A 16,954-nucleotide genomic window follows, 5' to 3' on the forward strand; every position below is an offset into this window, starting at 1 on the left:
TTTTTATATATTTAACTTTTAAGCAGATTTGACGCGAATCAATTTAGCAAACAAATCGTATTCGTCTGCATCTGTAATTTCGACTTCAAGTAAATCACCTGCTTTGATTTGTGATTTGTCGATATCTTCAACGAACACATTACCATCAATTTCAGGTGCATCGGCATAAGAACGCGCGACAGCAACTGGGAATTCTTCTTCCAAATCATCTACAAGTACAGTCATAGTTTGACCAATACGTTTTTGAAGTTTAGCTGCTGAAATTTCTTGCTGAACTTGCATGAAACGCTCATAACGCTCTTGTTTGATTTCTTCAGGCACGTGATCTGGTAAGTCGTTTGCCGTTGCACCTTCTACAGGTGAATAGGTAAAGCACCCCACTCGATCTAATTGTGCTACTTTCAACCAATCCAATAACATTTGGAAATCTTCTTCAGTTTCACCTGGGAAGCCCACAACAAATGTTGAACGAAGAACAAGATCAGGGCATTTTTCACGCCAAACTTTTAAACGATCTAAAGTATTTTCACTATGAGCAGGTCGCTTCATAAGCTTCAATATTTTTGGACTTGCATGTTGGAATGGAATATCCAAGTAAGGCAAAATTTTACCTTGTGCCATTAAATCAATAACAGCATCTACGTGTGGATATGGGTATACATAATGTAAACGAACCCAAATACCCAACCGACCTAAAGCTTCGCACATGTCGAAGAATTTAGTCTTAACAGGCTGACCATTCCAGAAATCTAGTTTGTATTTAGTATCTAAACCATAAGCTGAAGTATCTTGGGAGATAACTAATACTTCTTTTACACCTGCATTTTTCAATGCTTGTGCTTCGCTTAATACAGAACCAACAGGACGAGAAACCAAATCACCACGCATACTTGGAATAATACAGAACGTACAACGATGGTTGCAGCCTTCTGAAATTTTCAAATAAGCATAATGTTTTGGCGTAAGACGAATACCTTGCTCTGGAACTAAATCGATAAACGGATTGTGTTTTGGTGGCTCAGGCACATATTCGTGCACAGCTTCCATCACTTCTTGATATGCCGCCGCACCTGTCACTTTCAATACATTTGGATGCATTTGGCGAATTTTGTCTTCGTCTTTACCTAAACAGCCCGTCACAATAACACGACCATTTGCGCTCATGGCTTCGCCAATTGCGTCTAAAGACTCTTGTACTGCAGATTCAATAAAACCACAGGTATTTACAACAACTAAATCCGCACCGTCATAATCTGACGCTACATCATAACCTTCAGTCTTCAACTGAGTTAAAATTCGTTCGGAATCTACCAATGCCTTAGGACAACCTAAAGAAACAAAACCGACTTTGGGGGATTTCATGAATCTGCGCTCCACTAGAATGCGCATATTGTATGTCTTTTCTAAAGAGAAAAATAGTTATAAAGCCTACTCTTTACATGTCGCACCAAAATACAGCCATAAAAATAAGCATATAACGACACATGCACCATAATTGTGCAACCACTATTTACATTAGTTTCTCTATCCGCTATATCTCTTTAGATTAGAACAATTTCAGGGCAATTTTGCTTTTATAGCAACAAATTATGCCCTTTTTGAATAAGTTGGCGCAGATGTTGCAATCATTTGGCTCAACTTATGTTCTTTATTCAAAATTATTGCTTTACGAAGATGCTTATGCGTTATTCAAATAGGATTTTATAACAAATGGATCAAGACTCAACGATCGACTATCGTTTGTTGGTAGACAACTTGGCAACAGCCATTCTACTTGTCGACAGTAATCTTAATATTTTTTATCTCAATTCATCTTGCGAAGCTTTGTTTGATATTAGTTTATTGCGTGCTGTGGGTCAGCCTGTTCTCAATTTATTACATGTTCCTAGCGATGAGTTTAATACAGAAGAAGCTTTAAATAACTCAATGCGTACAGGGCAACCTTATACACGTCGTGAAGCAACAATTAGTGTGAATTTCAAAGACATCCATGTCGATTATTCTGTATCTCAATTAAATTATGCAAAAAGTTATCATCCTTTACTTTTAATTGAGTTAAATCCAATTGATCGAATGTTAAAAATTTCAAAAGAAGAAAACCTAATTCAGCAACATCAAGTGGCGCGTCAGCTTATACGTGGTGTTGCACATGAAATTAAAAATCCGCTTGCAGGAATTCGCGGTGCAACTCAATTATTGGCGCGCAGTTTAAACGATCCGCAATACGCAGAATTTACTGACATTATTATTAATGAAGTTGATCGTTTACGTACACTTGCAGACAGCATGTTAGGTTCGCGCCTCTTACCAAGTTATGAACTTACAAATGTACATGAGCCTTTAGAACGTGTTCGCTCGCTTATTGCCAATCAAACCAAAAAGAAAATTAAAATTACACGTGATTACGACCTTTCATTACCTGAAGTATTTGCAGATCGAGATCAACTGATTCAGGTCATGCTGAATATTGGCGCAAATGCGGTACAAGCAATCACAGAAAATAAAGAGTTCTTTGTCGATCATCAGCCTGAACTTATTTTTAGAACAAGAATTCAACGCTTAGTTACGATCAACAGCGTATTAAACAGATCTGCTGTTCGTATTGACATTGAAGATAACGGGCCTGGTGTACCTGAAGATATTTTAGAATCTGTGTTTTATCCATTAGTTACAGGACGTGCTAAAGGTACAGGTCTTGGTTTAAGTATTGCGCAAAACATAATGCACCAACATAACGGAATGATTGAATGCCAATCAGTTCCTGGAAAAACAATTTTTAGCTTATATTTACCTTGGGAGTCGAATCATGTCGCGAAATAAAATATGGGTAATTGATGACGATCGCGCCATGCGCTGGGTACTAGAAAAAACATTTAGAGAAGAAGGTTTCGATGTTACCAGTTTCGAAGAAGCTCAATCGGCTTTAGATCAACTCACATTAGAAGCACCTGATGTCATTTTAACTGACATACGTATGCCGGGTATTGACGGTCTTACTTTCTTAGGAAAAGTAAAAGCAAACTTCCCCGACCTTCCTGTCATTATTATGACGGCGCATTCAGATTTAGAGTCTGCTGTTTCAAGCTATCAAACGGGTGCTTTTGAATATCTTCCAAAACCTTTTGATATTGATGAAGCTTTGGCTTTAGTCAATCGTGCAATTTTGCATATTACTAAATTACAGCAACAAGAATCTGCAAAAACAGCTCCACCTATTCAGTCCACTGAAATTATTGGTGAATCTCCTGCAATGCAGGAAGTTTTCCGAGCGATTGGTCGTTTATCTCAGTCTCACATTACGGTTTTAATTAATGGTGAATCTGGAACAGGTAAAGAGCTTGTTGCACATGCGCTTCATCGCCACTCTCCACGTAGTAGCAAGCCATTTATTGCTTTAAACATGGCGGCTATTCCAAAAGACCTCATTGAAACTGAGTTATTTGGACATGAAAAAGGTGCATTTACAGGCGCGAATACACAACGTCAAGGTCGCTTTGAACAAGCCAATGGCGGCACACTATTTTTAGATGAAATTGGTGATATGCCATTTGAAACGCAAACACGTTTACTTCGTGTTTTAGCAGATGGTGAGTTCTACCGTGTAGGTGGACATATTCCTGTTAAAGTTGATGTTCGAATTGTTGCAGCAACACACCAAGACTTAGAAAAATTAGTGCATGATGGACGTTTCCGTGAAGACTTATATCACCGCCTAAATGTGATTCGCATTCACATTCCAAAACTTGCACATCGTAGTGAAGATATTCCAATGCTTGCACAACATTTTCTTGCTCGCGCAGGCAAAGAACTTGGTGTAAGCCCGAAAATCTTACGTCAAGAAACGCAAGAATATATTCAAAAACTACCTTGGCCGGGTAACGTTCGACAACTTGAAAATACCTGTCGTTGGTTAACTGTCATGATTACAGGTCGTGAAGTTTATCCTGAAGACTTACCTTCTGAACTTAAACAAATTCCATTAAGCAAAATACCTGAAGGTGAAATTCCTCCAAATATTGAACGCATCACCATTCATCATTGGGATGAATTACTTGGTCAATGGGCAGGACAAAAACTTCAAAATGGTGAAATGAAGATTTTAGACATTGCGATTCCAATGTTTGAACGCTCACTGATTAATGCCGCTCTACAACAAACACGTGGTCGTAAACGCCATGCCGCTGAACTTTTAGGTTGGGGGCGAAATACACTTACACGCAAGCTAAAAGAATTGGGCATGGATACTGTAGATGATGAAGTTGAAGAAGAAGTTGAAACACCCAATTAACTACAAAGTCTAAAAATAAAAAAGCTCCTTTATGGAGCTTTTTTATTACATTCTTTTAATACAGCATGACTACAACTTAAGCCTGAATAAAACCAACATATCGAGAAAGGTTTTGAGCACCCAAATCACTTTGATAGATCACATAATTTGGATAGCTTGTTTCAGTTAATTCTTCAAACATATTAAGCTGATCATCATGTGCATGAATTTCATCAACACTACGTGACATACTTTGCTCAAACTCATCCGAAATATATTCAAAGCCTAAATCCATCGCAATAAACAATACATGTTCACACGGCTGAACATATTGCTCTTCAGACCAATCAACTACAGCGTGCTGACAATGTGGACATACAATATTACCTGTTGCAGTAATATCGGTTTGAATAAGTTGATAAGCCATTTTCGTCACAGCAGAAATTAATATATGCAATATTATAAAAGAATAAACATAAAAACTTAATCAAAGAATTCCACAACAGCACTTTCCATATTAAATTTCGCTGCCACAATTTTTAAATCTCCGCTATCAACACGTTGCTTTAAAAATGAAGAATCTTCACATAATTCACTCACAATATTCACAGCATTTTCTTTAATTGCTAAAGTTGAAATTTCATCTAATGCTGCTGTTTTATTATTTTCATAAACCTCAATAACAGTCGGTTTAATATCATCAACAATTTGCTGTAAATTTTCAGGTAAAACTTTATTCGGATCACGACATGCATTAATCGTTGATGCGATTGCACCACAATCACTGTGCCCCAATACAACCACAAGTGGAATATCATACTGCTTAACAGCATATTCAATACTGCCAATTTGCGAAGGCTTAGCAATATTCCCCGCCACGCGAATCACAAAAATATCACCAATACCTTGTGAAAAAATTTGCTCGGGCAACACACGTGAATCTGCACAACTTAAAATTACAGCAATTGGCTTTTGATCAGCTTGCATAATCTGCTGAGCATCTTGAAAGCTTTGCACAGCAATAGTTCCCGAACTAAACTTTCGGTTACCTTCCATTAAAATTGCTAGTGTTTGATCTGCTGTGTATTGCATCTTAAGTATCACAAATAAAGGAGATAGCGCATATTAATGAGTTATAAATCATGCAACAAATAAATCCATTTAAAACACACTAATTTAAAACATAATTTTTCAGTTTTATTACATTTAGCTTATTCATAAATCACTAGAAATTTAATGAATTTACTAATTTAAAATTGACTTTATAGAACAATAAAAATTTAATAGGCTTATTGTTGCATAAAGAGAATATTAAAAATGCTCACAGATTTAGATGATTTTTTTTGCTTTGCCATGGTTGTAGAACACGGTGGATTTAGCGCTGCTGAAAGAGCAACAGATATCCCAAAATCTAAACTAAGTCGCAGGGTTTATAATCTTGAAGAGCGTTTAGGTGTTCGTCTTATTCAACGAAGTTCGAGGCATTTTGCTGTTACTGACATTGGCATGAACATTTATCGCCATGCTCAAGTCATGCTTAATGCAGCACAAGCAGCACACGACTTAGTTGACCATTTAAGCACTCAACCACGTGGTGTTATTAAAATTAGTGTTCCTGTCACTATCGCTCAAAATGAGATGGCAAAAATACTGCCAAATTTTCTCAAAAAGTATCCTGAAATTAAACTACAAATGATGGTGACAAACCGCAGAGTAGATATTGTAAATGAAGGATTTGATATTGCTTTACGCGTGCGCTCAAGTTTAGATGATGATCCTAGTTTAGTACTGCGTCGCTTCGCCAATATTGAACAACATTTATTTGCAACCCAAGCTTATTTAAATCAATACGGTGAACTAAAAACACCTGAGGATTTAGCACAACATCAAATTTTAAGCATGGCTGATGAGCATATAGATCAATACATTACCGTTCATAACAACCAAAACGAACAAAAAAAAATTAAAGTAAACCCAACCATTATGGGTTCAGACTTGCTCATGCTTGCACAGCTCACTAGTCAAAATTGTGGCGTTGCATTATTACCAGATACAATTGCAACTGACTATCTACAAAGCGGGAAACTTGTTCGTGTATTGCCAGACTGGAAAGCTCAACATGGTATTTTCCATGCAGTTTATCCTTCTAAGCGTGGCTTGCTACCTGCTGTTCGTGTATTCATTGATTATTTAGTTGAACAATTAAGTAAACACTGAATCATTCAAGCTAACTTAAGAATCTAAAAAGTAAAAAAGCCCATAAATATTATGGGCTTTTTTACTTTACTATTATAATTTTATTTTTTAAATTTCAGGATACGAACCCACACCTTCAGGCCATGGCGTCAATAACTCAAAACCTGTCTCAGTCACAGCAACCATATGCTCCCATTGAGCAGACAATGATTTATCTTTGGTCACAACCGTCCAACCATCTTTAAGCTCTTTAATTCCTGCTTTACCCGCATTAATCATTGGCTCAATAGTAAAGACCATTCCTTTTTTAAGCACCATGCCCTGACCTACTTTTCCATAATGTAGAACACTTGGCTGTTCATGATACGTTGTGCCAATGCCATGCCCGCAATACTCACGCACAACCGTATAACCGTCTCTATGCGCAACAGATTGAATTGCAAATCCAATATCACCTAAAGTTGCACCAGGTTTAACCGCATGAATACCTGCAACCATTGCTTCATAAGTGGTGTCACATAATTTTTTAGCCGCAGGCGAAACACCACCCACATAATACATACGACTGGTATCGCCAAAGTAGCCATCTTTAATAATAGCAACATCAATATTAATAATATCACCATCTTGTAAAACTTTTGTTGAAGATGGAATACCGTGACAAACAACTTCGTTCACAGAAATACAAGTCGTTTTTGTATAACCATAATAGCCCACGTTTGCAGGAGTAACTTGTAAGGTGTTTACAATAAAATCATTACAAATATCATCTAAATATTCAGTTGTGACACCAGGCTTTACGTATTCCCCTATCATCGCTAAAACTTGTGCAGCAAGTCTTCCAGAAATACGTAACTTTTCTATATCTTGCTCAGTTTTAATTTTAACAGCGGAAGCTCGCATTTCTTTATGCCCCAAATTATATAAATATTTATTATAAACCTTTTAAATAAGCATGTAAGGGTTCGCTCCATTTTACAAATACCTATCAAGGTTGCTTTTTTGAACACTTAACCAATTTTTACAAAAAATTTAAATCATGCTCATTTATAATATTTTCTCATATTTTATTTAAATATACTTAATTAATACTTTAAAATCATAACTATAAATTGAATGATTTTTTATTTATAGTTTAATTTTAAATTTCACATATTTAAAATACCCATATACCGTCATTTTTCGATTAGAAAATAAGACTTTATTGCTCTAAAATCGCCATTTTTCTTAAAAACCTATCTCTTCCATGACGAATTTACGTACACGGGATATTATTGCTTTAGGTTTTATGACTTTTGCACTATTTATCGGTGCAGGCAATATTATCTTTCCACCTATTGTGGCTCAACAAGCTGGTGAACACGTTTGGTTAGCTGCTTTTGGTTTCTTAATCACTGCTGTTGGCTTACCTGTTATTACAATTATTGCTTTATCTCGTGTAGAAGGCTCAATTCAAAAACTAAGCTCACCGCTTGGTAAAGTAGCAAGTTTAATTCTGACAATTTCTTGTTATCTTGCTGTTGGACCCTTATTTGCTACACCACGTACTGCAACAGTTTCATATGAAATTGGCTTCTCTTCTTATTTTGGTACAAGCGCTTCAAGCCTACTAATTTACAGTGCAATTTATTTTTCACTCGTAACGCTTGTTTCGCTATATCCAAATAAAATTTTAGATACGATTGGTTATTTTTTATCACCATTAAAAATCTTATCTTTAGCTATTTTAGGTATTGCTGCATGCTTTATTCCAACAGGTAGCATTTCTCCTGCAATTGGTAACTATGTAAATAGCCCAGTTTCGGAAGGTTTTGTAAATGGTTATTTAACCATGGATACTTTGGGCGCATTAGTGTTTGGTATTGTGATTATTAATGCAATCCGTTCACGTGGTGTAACTGATGCAAAACTAACTACTCGCTACGCTGTTATTGCCAGCTTAATTTCTGGTATTGGCTTAACATTAGTTTATTTAAGCTTATTTAAACTAGGTTTAGGTAGTCACGATGTTGCTGCGAATGCTGCCAATGGTGCGGTAATTTTACATGCTTATGTACAACACGCATTTGGTGACTTTGGTTCAATTTTCCTAAGTGGCATGATCTTTATTGCATGTATGGTAACTGCAATTGGCCTTACCTGTGCTTGTGCTGAATACTTCTCACAAATTACCAAACTTAGCTACAAAAAATGGGTATTCCTTTTAGTTGGCTTCTCTTTTGTTATTTCAAACCTTGGTTTAACAAAATTAATTGCTTTCTCTGTACCTGTATTAAGTGCAATTTATCCACCTGCTATTGTGGTTATTCTTCTTGGATTCTGTTGGAAGTTCTTCAACAATCCATCACGCGTAATTACACCAGTAACAGCAGTAGCTTTAGTTTTCGGTATTGTTGATGGTTTAAAAGTTGCCGGATTAGAAAAATTCCTTCCTGACGCTATTACACATTTACCTTTAAGCGCACAAAACCTAGCATGGCTTATTCCATCGTTATGTGTATTGGTTATTTGTATTGTGATCGACAAAGTTAAAAAATAAGCAATTTTAACTCTTGTTCTAAAAATGGTGTTTTACCCAAAGACTATTTTTCATGTAACCAATAATTGTCTCGTTTTACCCAAACAGGCATTTATTGTTTATAGATCACAATCCAAATCATCCATTAAAGCCAAAAACCAATACTTTAATCTAATAGATATGGCTAAATTTTAAGCTTAGATTTATAAATATATAGTTGATTATGTGTACTTATTGAATAAAAAGTGAGTTTTTATTGTCATTTTACAATTTAATAGATATTTATTGTTTAAATAGCACGATCAACCATTGAAATAGCTTGAAATACAGCGTACAACTAATAACTAAATAACCAATTAGAATACTATGAATTAATTAAAACCCGAAGGAGGGATAGAGATGTTATCGCTACACTTCAATAAAGAAGTTTTCACTAATACTATGAAAACCAAGCATATAGTGACTTATGTAAGCACAACTTTAGCTATTATGATTATGCTCACTATTTATGGTTTTATTCAAGGTAACCTAAAACCAGAACTCTTTGTTTATGCTTTTGTTATGTCAATTGCTTTTGCAATTTGGAATCTTGTCGATCACCAATGCCGTAAAACTGAAAAATATAAAACTTTAGACTAGAAGGTGGATGCTAGACATCCATCTTCAAAGTCAGAATAAAAATAAGAACTCACTCAACATAAAAAATCATATCTCTTTTAATTTTAAAAAAATCTAATTATTGACCTCGTGGTCAAAAATATCACTGAATATCTTTATAGAATTTCTGTACATTACTTATAATTCATAACATTCAATGATGACTTCTTATGAGCACATGTGAAAATATTCAAATAGAATGCAAAGATCGTTATATTTTATCGGGACAGTTTTACTCTTCCCAAAAAAACACAAATCACAAATACCCTATTCTTATTTGCCCTGCTACAGGTATCACAAAAGGCTTTTATCATTCCTTTGCACAATGGTTAAGCGAACAAGGCTATAACGTGCTTAGTTTTGACTTTAGAGGTATTGGAGATTCTCTTCACGGTCGAATTCAAGATTCAAAAGCAAGTATTGTGCAATGGGGACAATTAGATATTCCTGCTGCAATTGAAACACTTTTAGCTAAAACCAAATCGAGCAAAGTTATTATTTTAGGACATAGTGCGGGCGGGCAACTTTTGGGTATTACGCCAAACTATGAAAAAGTTGCCAAAGTTGTTGCTGTGGCAGGCTCTACAGGACATATAAAAGGCTTAAAAGGACGTACAAAAATTCTTGCACCTATTATGTTTAAAGGCATTTTTCCTTTAGCAAGATTTACACTTGGTTATGGCCCAACCAATATGATTGGCATGGGTGAAAACTTACCTAGAGATGTTGCAAAACAATGGGCACAATTTTGTAGCAAACCTGGATATATTCTTAATGCGATTGGAAACTCAGTCAATATTACAGATAATTTTCATGAAAAAATCACAACACCCATTACAGCAATTTGGGCATCAGATGATGAAATTGCAACTGAAGAAAATGTTAAGGATCTGCTTCGCCTATACCCAAACAGCCAAACCAATTTAGTTAGACTCAATCCTCAAACATATAATCATAAAGCGATTGGTCACATGCTCATGTTTAAAAGATCACATCAAAATTTATGGTCAATTATTGAAAATGAGCTAAACATAAATGAATAAGTAAACTTTTTTCTTATCTTTTACATACAAAAAAGCCCCACTTATGTGAGGCTTTTTTTCAATTTCTTATTAGTGACGAATAATCACGGTCTTAATTCGATTCGAATCCATTTCAGTAACTTCAAAGTGAATACCTTGGTATTTCAACTCTGTACCTACCTCAACTTCACCGTCAACCTTTTCAAGAATTAAGCCAGCAACACTAATGTAGCCCGCATCTTCTTCAACAAGATCCAACATTCCCAACTCAAGTTCAAGTTGGTAAACATCTAGCATACCACTTGCCTTCCAAGTCGTATCATCCAACTTCACTAAATCAAGTTGTTCATCGGCATCTGGGAATTCACCCGCAATCGCTTCAAAAACATCAAGTGGAGATACTAAACCTTGTACAACACCAAACTCATCACTTACAAGAACCAATGAACCTTTTGATGTACGTAAAGTATTAATTGCATCAATCACTTTCATTTTTTCAAAAATGTAGATTGGACGATGACGTTTAATCAAGTCTTTTAACTGCTCTTGATCATCCACAACATCTAGCAATTCTTTCGCACGAACAACACTGAGAACCTTATCTAAACTACCGCGACAAACTGGGAATAAGCTATGTGGCACAGATAGAATTTTTTCACGAATTTCTTCTGGACTATCATCTAAATTCACCCAAGAAATTTGACTTCTTGGCGTCATAATAGAAGCAACAGAACGCTCAGCAAGTGTTAATACACCACCAATCATGTAACGCTCTTCGTCTGCAAAAGTATCTTTCGCTTCACTTACCTGACCATCAGCATCTTGAGTTGCAACTTGTCCACCCATCAATTTTAAAATTGAATCTGCTGTACGATGACGCAGTGGGATTTTAGACTCATGCTTAACAACATTTCGCTTAGAGAATTGGTTGAATGCTTCAATTAAAATAGCAACACCAATACCTGAGTAAATGTATCCTTTAGGAATATGGAAACCAAAACCTTCAGCAATTAAGCTAATACCAATAAGTAAAAGGAAGCTTAAACAAAGAATAACAACTGTAGGATGTCTATTTACAAATAATGTAAGCGGCTTAGATGCAATTAACATCACGATAACCGCAATTGTAACAGCTGCCATCATTACATAGATGTTATCAACCATACCAATAGCAGTAATTACAGAATCGAGTGAGAATACAGCATCTAGCACAACAATCTGCGCAACAACCATACCAAAACCAGCGTAAACCACTTCTGACGTTGATTTAACTTCTAGTTTACCTTCAATTTTTTCATGTAATTCTGTGACAGCTTTGTACACTAAGAACAATCCACCAAACAACAAAATTAAATCTCGCCCTGAAAAGGACAAGTCTGCAAATTCCACAATTGGTTTTGTTAAGGTAACGAGCCATGCAATAACAGAAAGAAGTCCCAAGCGCATAATTAACGCTAAAGAAAGACCAATAATACGCGCTTTATCACGTTGTTCTGGTGGAAGTTTTTCTGCCAAAATAGCAATAAAAACTAAATTATCAATACCAAGAACGATTTCCAAAATTATTAGAGTTATTAAACCAACCCAAATTCCCGGATCTAATAGAAACTCCATTAGCAAATTACTCCGGTATGGTTAGCTGGAAATTGCATATTAAGACCTGCGCACTGCGAGGGATCCATGTTTTTAAACCTTTTCAACGATAATTAACTCTATTATGCATAAAGTTTGATATTTGTAATTTATTTTTTTTAATATTTTGTAAATCATTGATACTTTAAGAGATAAGAACTAACCTTATGATTAAATGTTTAGTAATAAAGAAAGTAAAAAATAACACTTTCACCACAAATTAAAATATATTTTTTTTCAGCGAAAACATGCATTAAATTCAACACACTAATATATAAGGTTATTTGTTAATTATATATTTTAATAAACTATTGCAAAAGGTGAGCAATTTCACATAAAATATTAAATGTTCAGATATTAAAAACTACAAAACAATTCAAATATAAAGGCAACATCATGAGCAAAAAATATTCAAAATTTTTACCATCATCAGAAGATTTTACAATAGAACAATTTCCATATTATTGGATCGCACAGGTTTACTCTAAACAAGTAAATCAAGTGGATCATGCATTAAAAAAGTATGGTTTAGATAACTCACGTCGTCGTATTCTAATGGCTTTAAAATCTAATCCTAATGCAAGTGTTTCTGATCTTTCAGATATGGTTGTATCTAAAATGTCGACAACAACTAAAATTGTTTATCGTTTAAAAGATGAAGGTTTAGTACATACTTATTCATGTGAAGATGATGCTCGTATCACCCGTGTAATTCTTACAGAAAAAGGGATTGAAATGACCGATAAAATTAACGACTTAACATCTGTTGTTTTAGAGCAATCATTTGATGGATTAACACCACTACAAATTGAAAAGATGATGGAATGTTTACGCCATATTTTTAAAAACTTATCTCGCTAATTTTAAAATTAATTACAATTGTTAATTAAATCTCCTTAATTTCAAATAATTTCTAAAACTTGACTTTAGTATATCTCGAACATAAAAAAGCCTCTTACGAGGCTTTTTTATCTATCAAATGAAATTAATCACCTGTGTAACCTTTTAACTTTAAACGCGCTGCATGTAAAAGTGGCTCTGTGTAACCAGATGGTTGCTCCCCGCCCTCAAACACTAAATCATACGCAGCTTGGTAGGCATAACCATTAAAGTTTGGCGCCATTGGTGTATATAGTGGATCATTCGCATTTTGCTCATCCACAATTTTAGCCATACGTTGCATTACTTCTTCAACCTGCTCTTTCGTAACCACACCGTGACGCAACCAGTTTGCTACATGCTGTGAAGAAATACGTAAAGTTGCACGGTCTTCCATTAAACCAACGTTGTTGATGTCTAGAACTTTAGAACAACCTACGCCTAAATCTACCCAGCGAACCACATAACCTAAAATACCTTGAAGATTGTTTTCAAGTTCTTTTGTTTTTTCTTCCGCAGTCCAGTTTGTATTGGTAGCCAATGGTGGCGTTAACAAATCATCTAAAGAAAGTGCTTCTGTTTCTAGCAATTCTTTTTGACGTTCAGAAACATTACATTGATGGTAGTGAATTGCGTGAATTACAGCACCAGATGGTGATGGAACCCATGCACAGCTTGCACCCGCTTCAGGATGTTCAATTTTAGTATTGTACATATCTAAAAGCATATCTGGTTTTGGCCACATGCCTTTACCAATTTGTGCTTTACCACTTAAACCAGCCTGAAGACCAATCATTACGTTACGATTTTCGTAAGCTGGGAACCAAGTTTGAGCTTTAACTTCTGTCTTACGAACAAATGGACCCGCTTCCATAAAGGTATGAATTTCATCACCTGTACGATCCATAAAACCTGTATTAATAAAGATCGTACGATCTTTTGCAGCAGCAATACAGTTTTTCAAGTTTACAGATGTACGACGCTCTTCATCCATAATACCGATTTTTAATGTTTTAGCAGGTAAACCAAGTGCTTGCTCTGAACGCTCGAATAATTCAACCGCGAACGCAACTTCTTCTGGACCATGCATTTTTGGCTTAACGATATACATAGAACCTTTACGTGAGTTTCTATTTTCGTTTTCGCCTTTAATATCTGCAAAAGTTAATAATGGAGTAATTAACGCATCCATAATACCTTCGTAGATTTCAGCACCATCTACAAGAATCGCAGGGTTTGTCATTAAATGACCAACATTACGAAGAAGCATTAATGAGCGACCATGAAGCTTCGTTACACCACCGCTTAAATCTGTATAAGTACGATCTTTATTTAGTGTACGTGTAACTGTTTTGCCGTTCTTTTCAATAGATTCAGACAAAGTACCTTTCATTAAGCCTAACCAGTTACGGTAGCCTTCTACTTTCTCTTCCGCATCGACAGCTGCAATAGAATCTTCTAAATCTTGAATTGTTGTTACCGCAGCTTCAAGAACAAGATCTTTTACGCCAGCAGCATCTGCTTGACCAATTGGGCTTGTTGCATCAACTTCAACAATTACATGCAAACCATTATTCAATAGAATAATTTCTTTTGGTGCAGATGCATCACCATTAAAGCCAACAAACTGAGCTTCATTTGCTAAAGTTGTTGTTGAGCCATCTTTTAACGATACAGCTAATTTTTTACCATCAACAGCATATTGAGTCACATCTGCATGTGAGCCAGTTGCTAATGGGAAAGTTTCATTTAAGAAGTTTTTAGCGAAAGCGATAACTTTCTCGCCACGAACAGGGTTATAGCCTTTACCTTTTTCCGCACCACCATCTTCTGGAATTACGTCAAAACCGTAAAGTGCATCGTATAAAGAACCCCAACGTGCATTTGCTGCATTTAAGCAGTAGCGTGCATTACGCACAGGTACAACAAGTTGTGAACCTGCTAAAACTGCAATTTCTTCATCTACATTTTCAGTTGTAATTTGAAAATCTTCTACTTCTGGTAATAAGTAGCCAATTTCAGTTAAGAAAGCTTTGTAAGCTCCTAATTCAAATTTGTTATTACGGTGCCATTCATCAATTTTAGCTTGAATGTCATCGCGCTTTGCAAGCAATGCTTTATTTTTAGGACTTAGATCAACGACAACTTGTTCAAAGTTTTTCCAGTAAGTTTCACTGTTTAAACCAGAACCTGGTAATGCTTCATTTTCGATAAAATCGTAGAGTTCTTTAGCAATTGCTAACTTGCCTTTTTGAATACGTGCAGTCATTGTCTTTCCTGATATTGCTACTTTTTATACAAGAGTTTCTAGTATACCCATTTATACTTTAGTGAATAGCATTATCACATCGCGAAATAATCATCATTTATTATCAAATAGATACCTTTATTTTAAACAAATTGATCGATTAAAAATGCAACAACATTATTCTCCTGAATACTCTTTTATAATGTATAAATTTTCTTTATGACGAAATTAGACTTAAGTTCAGATTTTTGTTTTAAAACTATACAAAGTCTAGGGTTCATTAAACTAAATGAACAAAGATTAAGCCATGAATAACCATTCTTGTCGACCACTTCAACAAAAATATACAATAAAAAAGCATCCAAATTGGATGCTTTTTTAATCTACTTTTAATATATCTTAAAGTTGCTTATGTGCAGTATTTAGATACTCATCTGATTGCATTTCTAATAAACGTGAACGCGTGCGTTCAATTTCAAAGGCTAATTTTTCACCATTATATAAATCAATAATAGAATCTTCAGAGGTTAAGATGAGTTTTACACCACGATCATAGAATTCATCGACCAAATAAATGAAGCGTCGCGTTCCTTCAGACAATACATCATTCAAATGCGGAACATTACTCACTAAAACTGTATTGTAAACATTTGCAATTTCAATAAAATCGGCTGGACTACGTGGTTTCAAGCAAAGTTCTGAATATTCACACCACAATACATCTTCAGTATGACTAATTGTTTCAACTGTACGACTATTAATAATGATTGGTTCTTGCGACTGAACTTGAGTTTGCGTTAAAGCCGAGAAACGCTGAGCCATCCATAAATTATGTTCATGTGTTAATGGCGATTTAAACAATTGAGCCTGCTTCAATACACGTAAACGATAATCCACCCCTGCATCCACATTCAAAATAACGCAGTTTATTTTTACCAATTCAATTGTTGGAATAAAACGATCTCGATGGATACCATTTTTGTATAAGCCATCTGGTGCAATATTTGATGTCGCAATTAAGGTAACACCACGCGCGAATAATTTTTGGAACAAATCGCTTAGAATCATTGCATCCGTAACGTTTGATACAAAAAATTCATCGAAACAAATCACCACAGCATCTTTATAAATTTGGTCTGCAACCAAGTCCAATGGGTTTCTTTGCCCTGAAAGCTTATTTAGCTCTTTATGAACATGTTGCATAAAATGGTGAAAATGCATGCGTGTTTTTCTACGAAATGGAACAGAATCGTAGAATTGATCCATTAGCCATGTTTTACCACGTCCTACACCACCCCACATATACACACCTTTAGGTGGTACTTGTTTTCTAAAGCGACGAAATGCTTTTTTAGATGCTTTATAACGTTGGATTAATTCCTGCCAAACTCGATCTAACTCATGCACAGCTTGAGCTTGAGCTTCATCAGGCATAAATTGCCCAGATGATATTGCTTTGGCATATCGTTCTGCGGGTGACATTGGATTAAATGCTGTATTTGTTGAGTTTAAATCTGACATATTTTTCAAGGCTA

14 protein-coding genes are annotated in these 16,954 nt (G+C 35.4%); 7 read left to right on the top strand and 7 right to left on the bottom strand.

Annotated features, from left to right (window positions below; genetic code table 11):
- Positions 1-18: 18 nt before the first annotated feature.
- Positions 19-1,362, bottom strand: coding sequence for a 30S ribosomal protein S12 methylthiotransferase RimO (rimO, locus tag SKM54_RS09150; RefSeq protein WP_154772930.1), 1,344 nt, complete (start codon positions 1,360-1,362; stop codon positions 19-21).
- Positions 1,363-1,710: 348 nt separating this feature from the next.
- Between rimO and glnL the strand changes: the two genes are divergently transcribed.
- Both glnL and glnG read left to right on the top strand, forming a co-directional pair.
- Positions 1,711-2,820, top strand: coding sequence for a nitrogen regulation protein NR(II) (glnL, locus tag SKM54_RS09155; RefSeq protein WP_154772931.1), 1,110 nt, complete (start codon positions 1,711-1,713; stop codon positions 2,818-2,820).
- Complete coding sequence (glnG, locus tag SKM54_RS09160) at positions 2,807-4,288, top strand: nitrogen regulation protein NR(I) (RefSeq protein ID WP_321095207.1); 1,482 nt, start codon at positions 2,807-2,809, stop codon at positions 4,286-4,288. The genes glnL and glnG overlap by 14 nt, the downstream gene beginning before the upstream one ends.
- Positions 4,289-4,364: 76 nt before the next feature.
- On the opposite strand, the gene SKM54_RS09165 is transcribed toward glnG, so the two are convergent.
- Both SKM54_RS09165 and SKM54_RS09170 read right to left on the bottom strand, forming a co-directional pair.
- Positions 4,365-4,694 (bottom strand): hypothetical protein, encoded by a 330-nt coding sequence (locus tag SKM54_RS09165; RefSeq protein ID WP_321088258.1) that lies wholly within the window; start codon positions 4,692-4,694, stop codon positions 4,365-4,367.
- A gap of 56 nt (positions 4,695-4,750) precedes the next feature.
- Positions 4,751-5,359 carry a carbonic anhydrase gene (locus SKM54_RS09170; protein ID WP_321088259.1) on the bottom strand — a complete coding sequence of 203 codons (609 nt, stop codon included), beginning with the start codon at positions 5,357-5,359 and terminating at the stop codon, positions 4,751-4,753.
- Positions 5,360-5,584: 225 nt separating this feature from the next.
- Here SKM54_RS09170 and SKM54_RS09175 point away from each other — a divergent pair, with 225 nt between their 5' ends.
- Positions 5,585-6,484, top strand: a complete 900-nt coding sequence (locus SKM54_RS09175) for a LysR substrate-binding domain-containing protein (RefSeq protein ID WP_321088260.1) — start codon at positions 5,585-5,587, stop codon at positions 6,482-6,484.
- A gap of 87 nt (positions 6,485-6,571) precedes the next feature.
- Here SKM54_RS09175 and map read toward each other — a convergent pair whose 3' ends face one another.
- The gene (gene map, locus SKM54_RS09180) at positions 6,572-7,366 is read right to left on the bottom strand and encodes a type I methionyl aminopeptidase (RefSeq protein WP_321095208.1); all 795 of its coding nucleotides are present in this window, start codon (positions 7,364-7,366) and stop codon (positions 6,572-6,574) included.
- Between the two features lie 343 nt (positions 7,367-7,709).
- Between map and brnQ the strand changes: the two genes are divergently transcribed.
- From brnQ to SKM54_RS09195, 3 genes are all read left to right on the top strand, one after another.
- Entirely contained in the window at positions 7,710-9,002 is a 1,293-nt protein-coding gene (gene brnQ / locus SKM54_RS09185) for a branched-chain amino acid transport system II carrier protein (RefSeq protein WP_321088261.1), read from the top strand.
- 378 nt (positions 9,003-9,380) lie between these two features.
- Entirely contained in the window at positions 9,381-9,620 is a 240-nt protein-coding gene (locus SKM54_RS09190) for a hypothetical protein (RefSeq protein WP_321095209.1), read from the top strand.
- Between the two features lie 188 nt (positions 9,621-9,808).
- Positions 9,809-10,681: an alpha/beta hydrolase family protein gene (locus SKM54_RS09195; RefSeq protein WP_321095210.1), complete on the top strand. Its 873-nt coding sequence runs from the start codon at positions 9,809-9,811 to the stop codon at positions 10,679-10,681.
- Between the two features lie 69 nt (positions 10,682-10,750).
- On the opposite strand, the gene SKM54_RS09200 is transcribed toward SKM54_RS09195, so the two are convergent.
- On the bottom strand, positions 10,751-12,274 hold the full coding sequence (locus tag SKM54_RS09200) for a TerC family protein (RefSeq protein WP_154772822.1): 1,524 nt from the start codon (positions 12,272-12,274) through the stop codon (positions 10,751-10,753).
- Positions 12,275-12,688: 414 nt separating this feature from the next.
- Here SKM54_RS09200 and SKM54_RS09205 point away from each other — a divergent pair, with 414 nt between their 5' ends.
- Entirely contained in the window at positions 12,689-13,153 is a 465-nt protein-coding gene (locus SKM54_RS09205) for a MarR family winged helix-turn-helix transcriptional regulator (RefSeq protein WP_154772821.1), read from the top strand.
- A 124-nt stretch (positions 13,154-13,277) separates the two neighbouring features.
- On the opposite strand, the gene SKM54_RS09210 is transcribed toward SKM54_RS09205, so the two are convergent.
- Positions 13,278-15,440 carry a malate synthase G gene (locus SKM54_RS09210; protein WP_321095211.1) on the bottom strand — a complete coding sequence of 721 codons (2,163 nt, stop codon included), beginning with the start codon at positions 15,438-15,440 and terminating at the stop codon, positions 13,278-13,280.
- A 378-nt stretch (positions 15,441-15,818) separates the two neighbouring features.
- Positions 15,819-16,940 (bottom strand): cell division protein ZapE, encoded by a 1,122-nt coding sequence (gene zapE, locus SKM54_RS09215; RefSeq protein WP_321088451.1) that lies wholly within the window; start codon positions 16,938-16,940, stop codon positions 15,819-15,821.
- Positions 16,941-16,954 lie beyond the last annotated feature (14 nt).

It is taken from the genome of Acinetobacter faecalis (assembly GCF_034187745.1).
Classification (GTDB): domain Bacteria; phylum Pseudomonadota; class Gammaproteobacteria; order Pseudomonadales; family Moraxellaceae; genus Acinetobacter; species Acinetobacter faecalis.

Excerpts from the sequence above, each read along its gene's own strand:
- rimO (WP_154772930.1), bottom strand. The coding sequence starts at position 1,362 with ATGAAATCCCCCAAAGTCGGTTTTGTTTCTTTAGGTTGTCCTAAGGCA.
- glnL (WP_154772931.1), top strand. The coding sequence starts at position 1,711 with ATGGATCAAGACTCAACGATCGACTATCGTTTGTTGGTAGACAACTTG.
- glnG (WP_321095207.1), top strand. The coding sequence starts at position 2,807 with ATGTCGCGAAATAAAATATGGGTAATTGATGACGATCGCGCCATGCGC.
- SKM54_RS09165 (WP_321088258.1), bottom strand. The coding sequence starts at position 4,694 with ATGGCTTATCAACTTATTCAAACCGATATTACTGCAACAGGTAATATT.
- SKM54_RS09170 (WP_321088259.1), bottom strand. The coding sequence starts at position 5,359 with ATGCAATACACAGCAGATCAAACACTAGCAATTTTAATGGAAGGTAAC.
- SKM54_RS09175 (WP_321088260.1), top strand. The coding sequence starts at position 5,585 with ATGCTCACAGATTTAGATGATTTTTTTTGCTTTGCCATGGTTGTAGAA.
- map (WP_321095208.1), bottom strand. The coding sequence starts at position 7,366 with ATGCGAGCTTCCGCTGTTAAAATTAAAACTGAGCAAGATATAGAAAAG.
- brnQ (WP_321088261.1), top strand. The coding sequence starts at position 7,710 with ATGACGAATTTACGTACACGGGATATTATTGCTTTAGGTTTTATGACT.
- SKM54_RS09190 (WP_321095209.1), top strand. The coding sequence starts at position 9,381 with ATGTTATCGCTACACTTCAATAAAGAAGTTTTCACTAATACTATGAAA.
- SKM54_RS09195 (WP_321095210.1), top strand. The coding sequence starts at position 9,809 with ATGAGCACATGTGAAAATATTCAAATAGAATGCAAAGATCGTTATATT.
- SKM54_RS09200 (WP_154772822.1), bottom strand. The coding sequence starts at position 12,274 with ATGGAGTTTCTATTAGATCCGGGAATTTGGGTTGGTTTAATAACTCTA.
- SKM54_RS09205 (WP_154772821.1), top strand. The coding sequence starts at position 12,689 with ATGAGCAAAAAATATTCAAAATTTTTACCATCATCAGAAGATTTTACA.
- SKM54_RS09210 (WP_321095211.1), bottom strand. The coding sequence starts at position 15,440 with ATGACTGCACGTATTCAAAAAGGCAAGTTAGCAATTGCTAAAGAACTC.
- zapE (WP_321088451.1), bottom strand. The coding sequence starts at position 16,940 with ATGTCAGATTTAAACTCAACAAATACAGCATTTAATCCAATGTCACCC.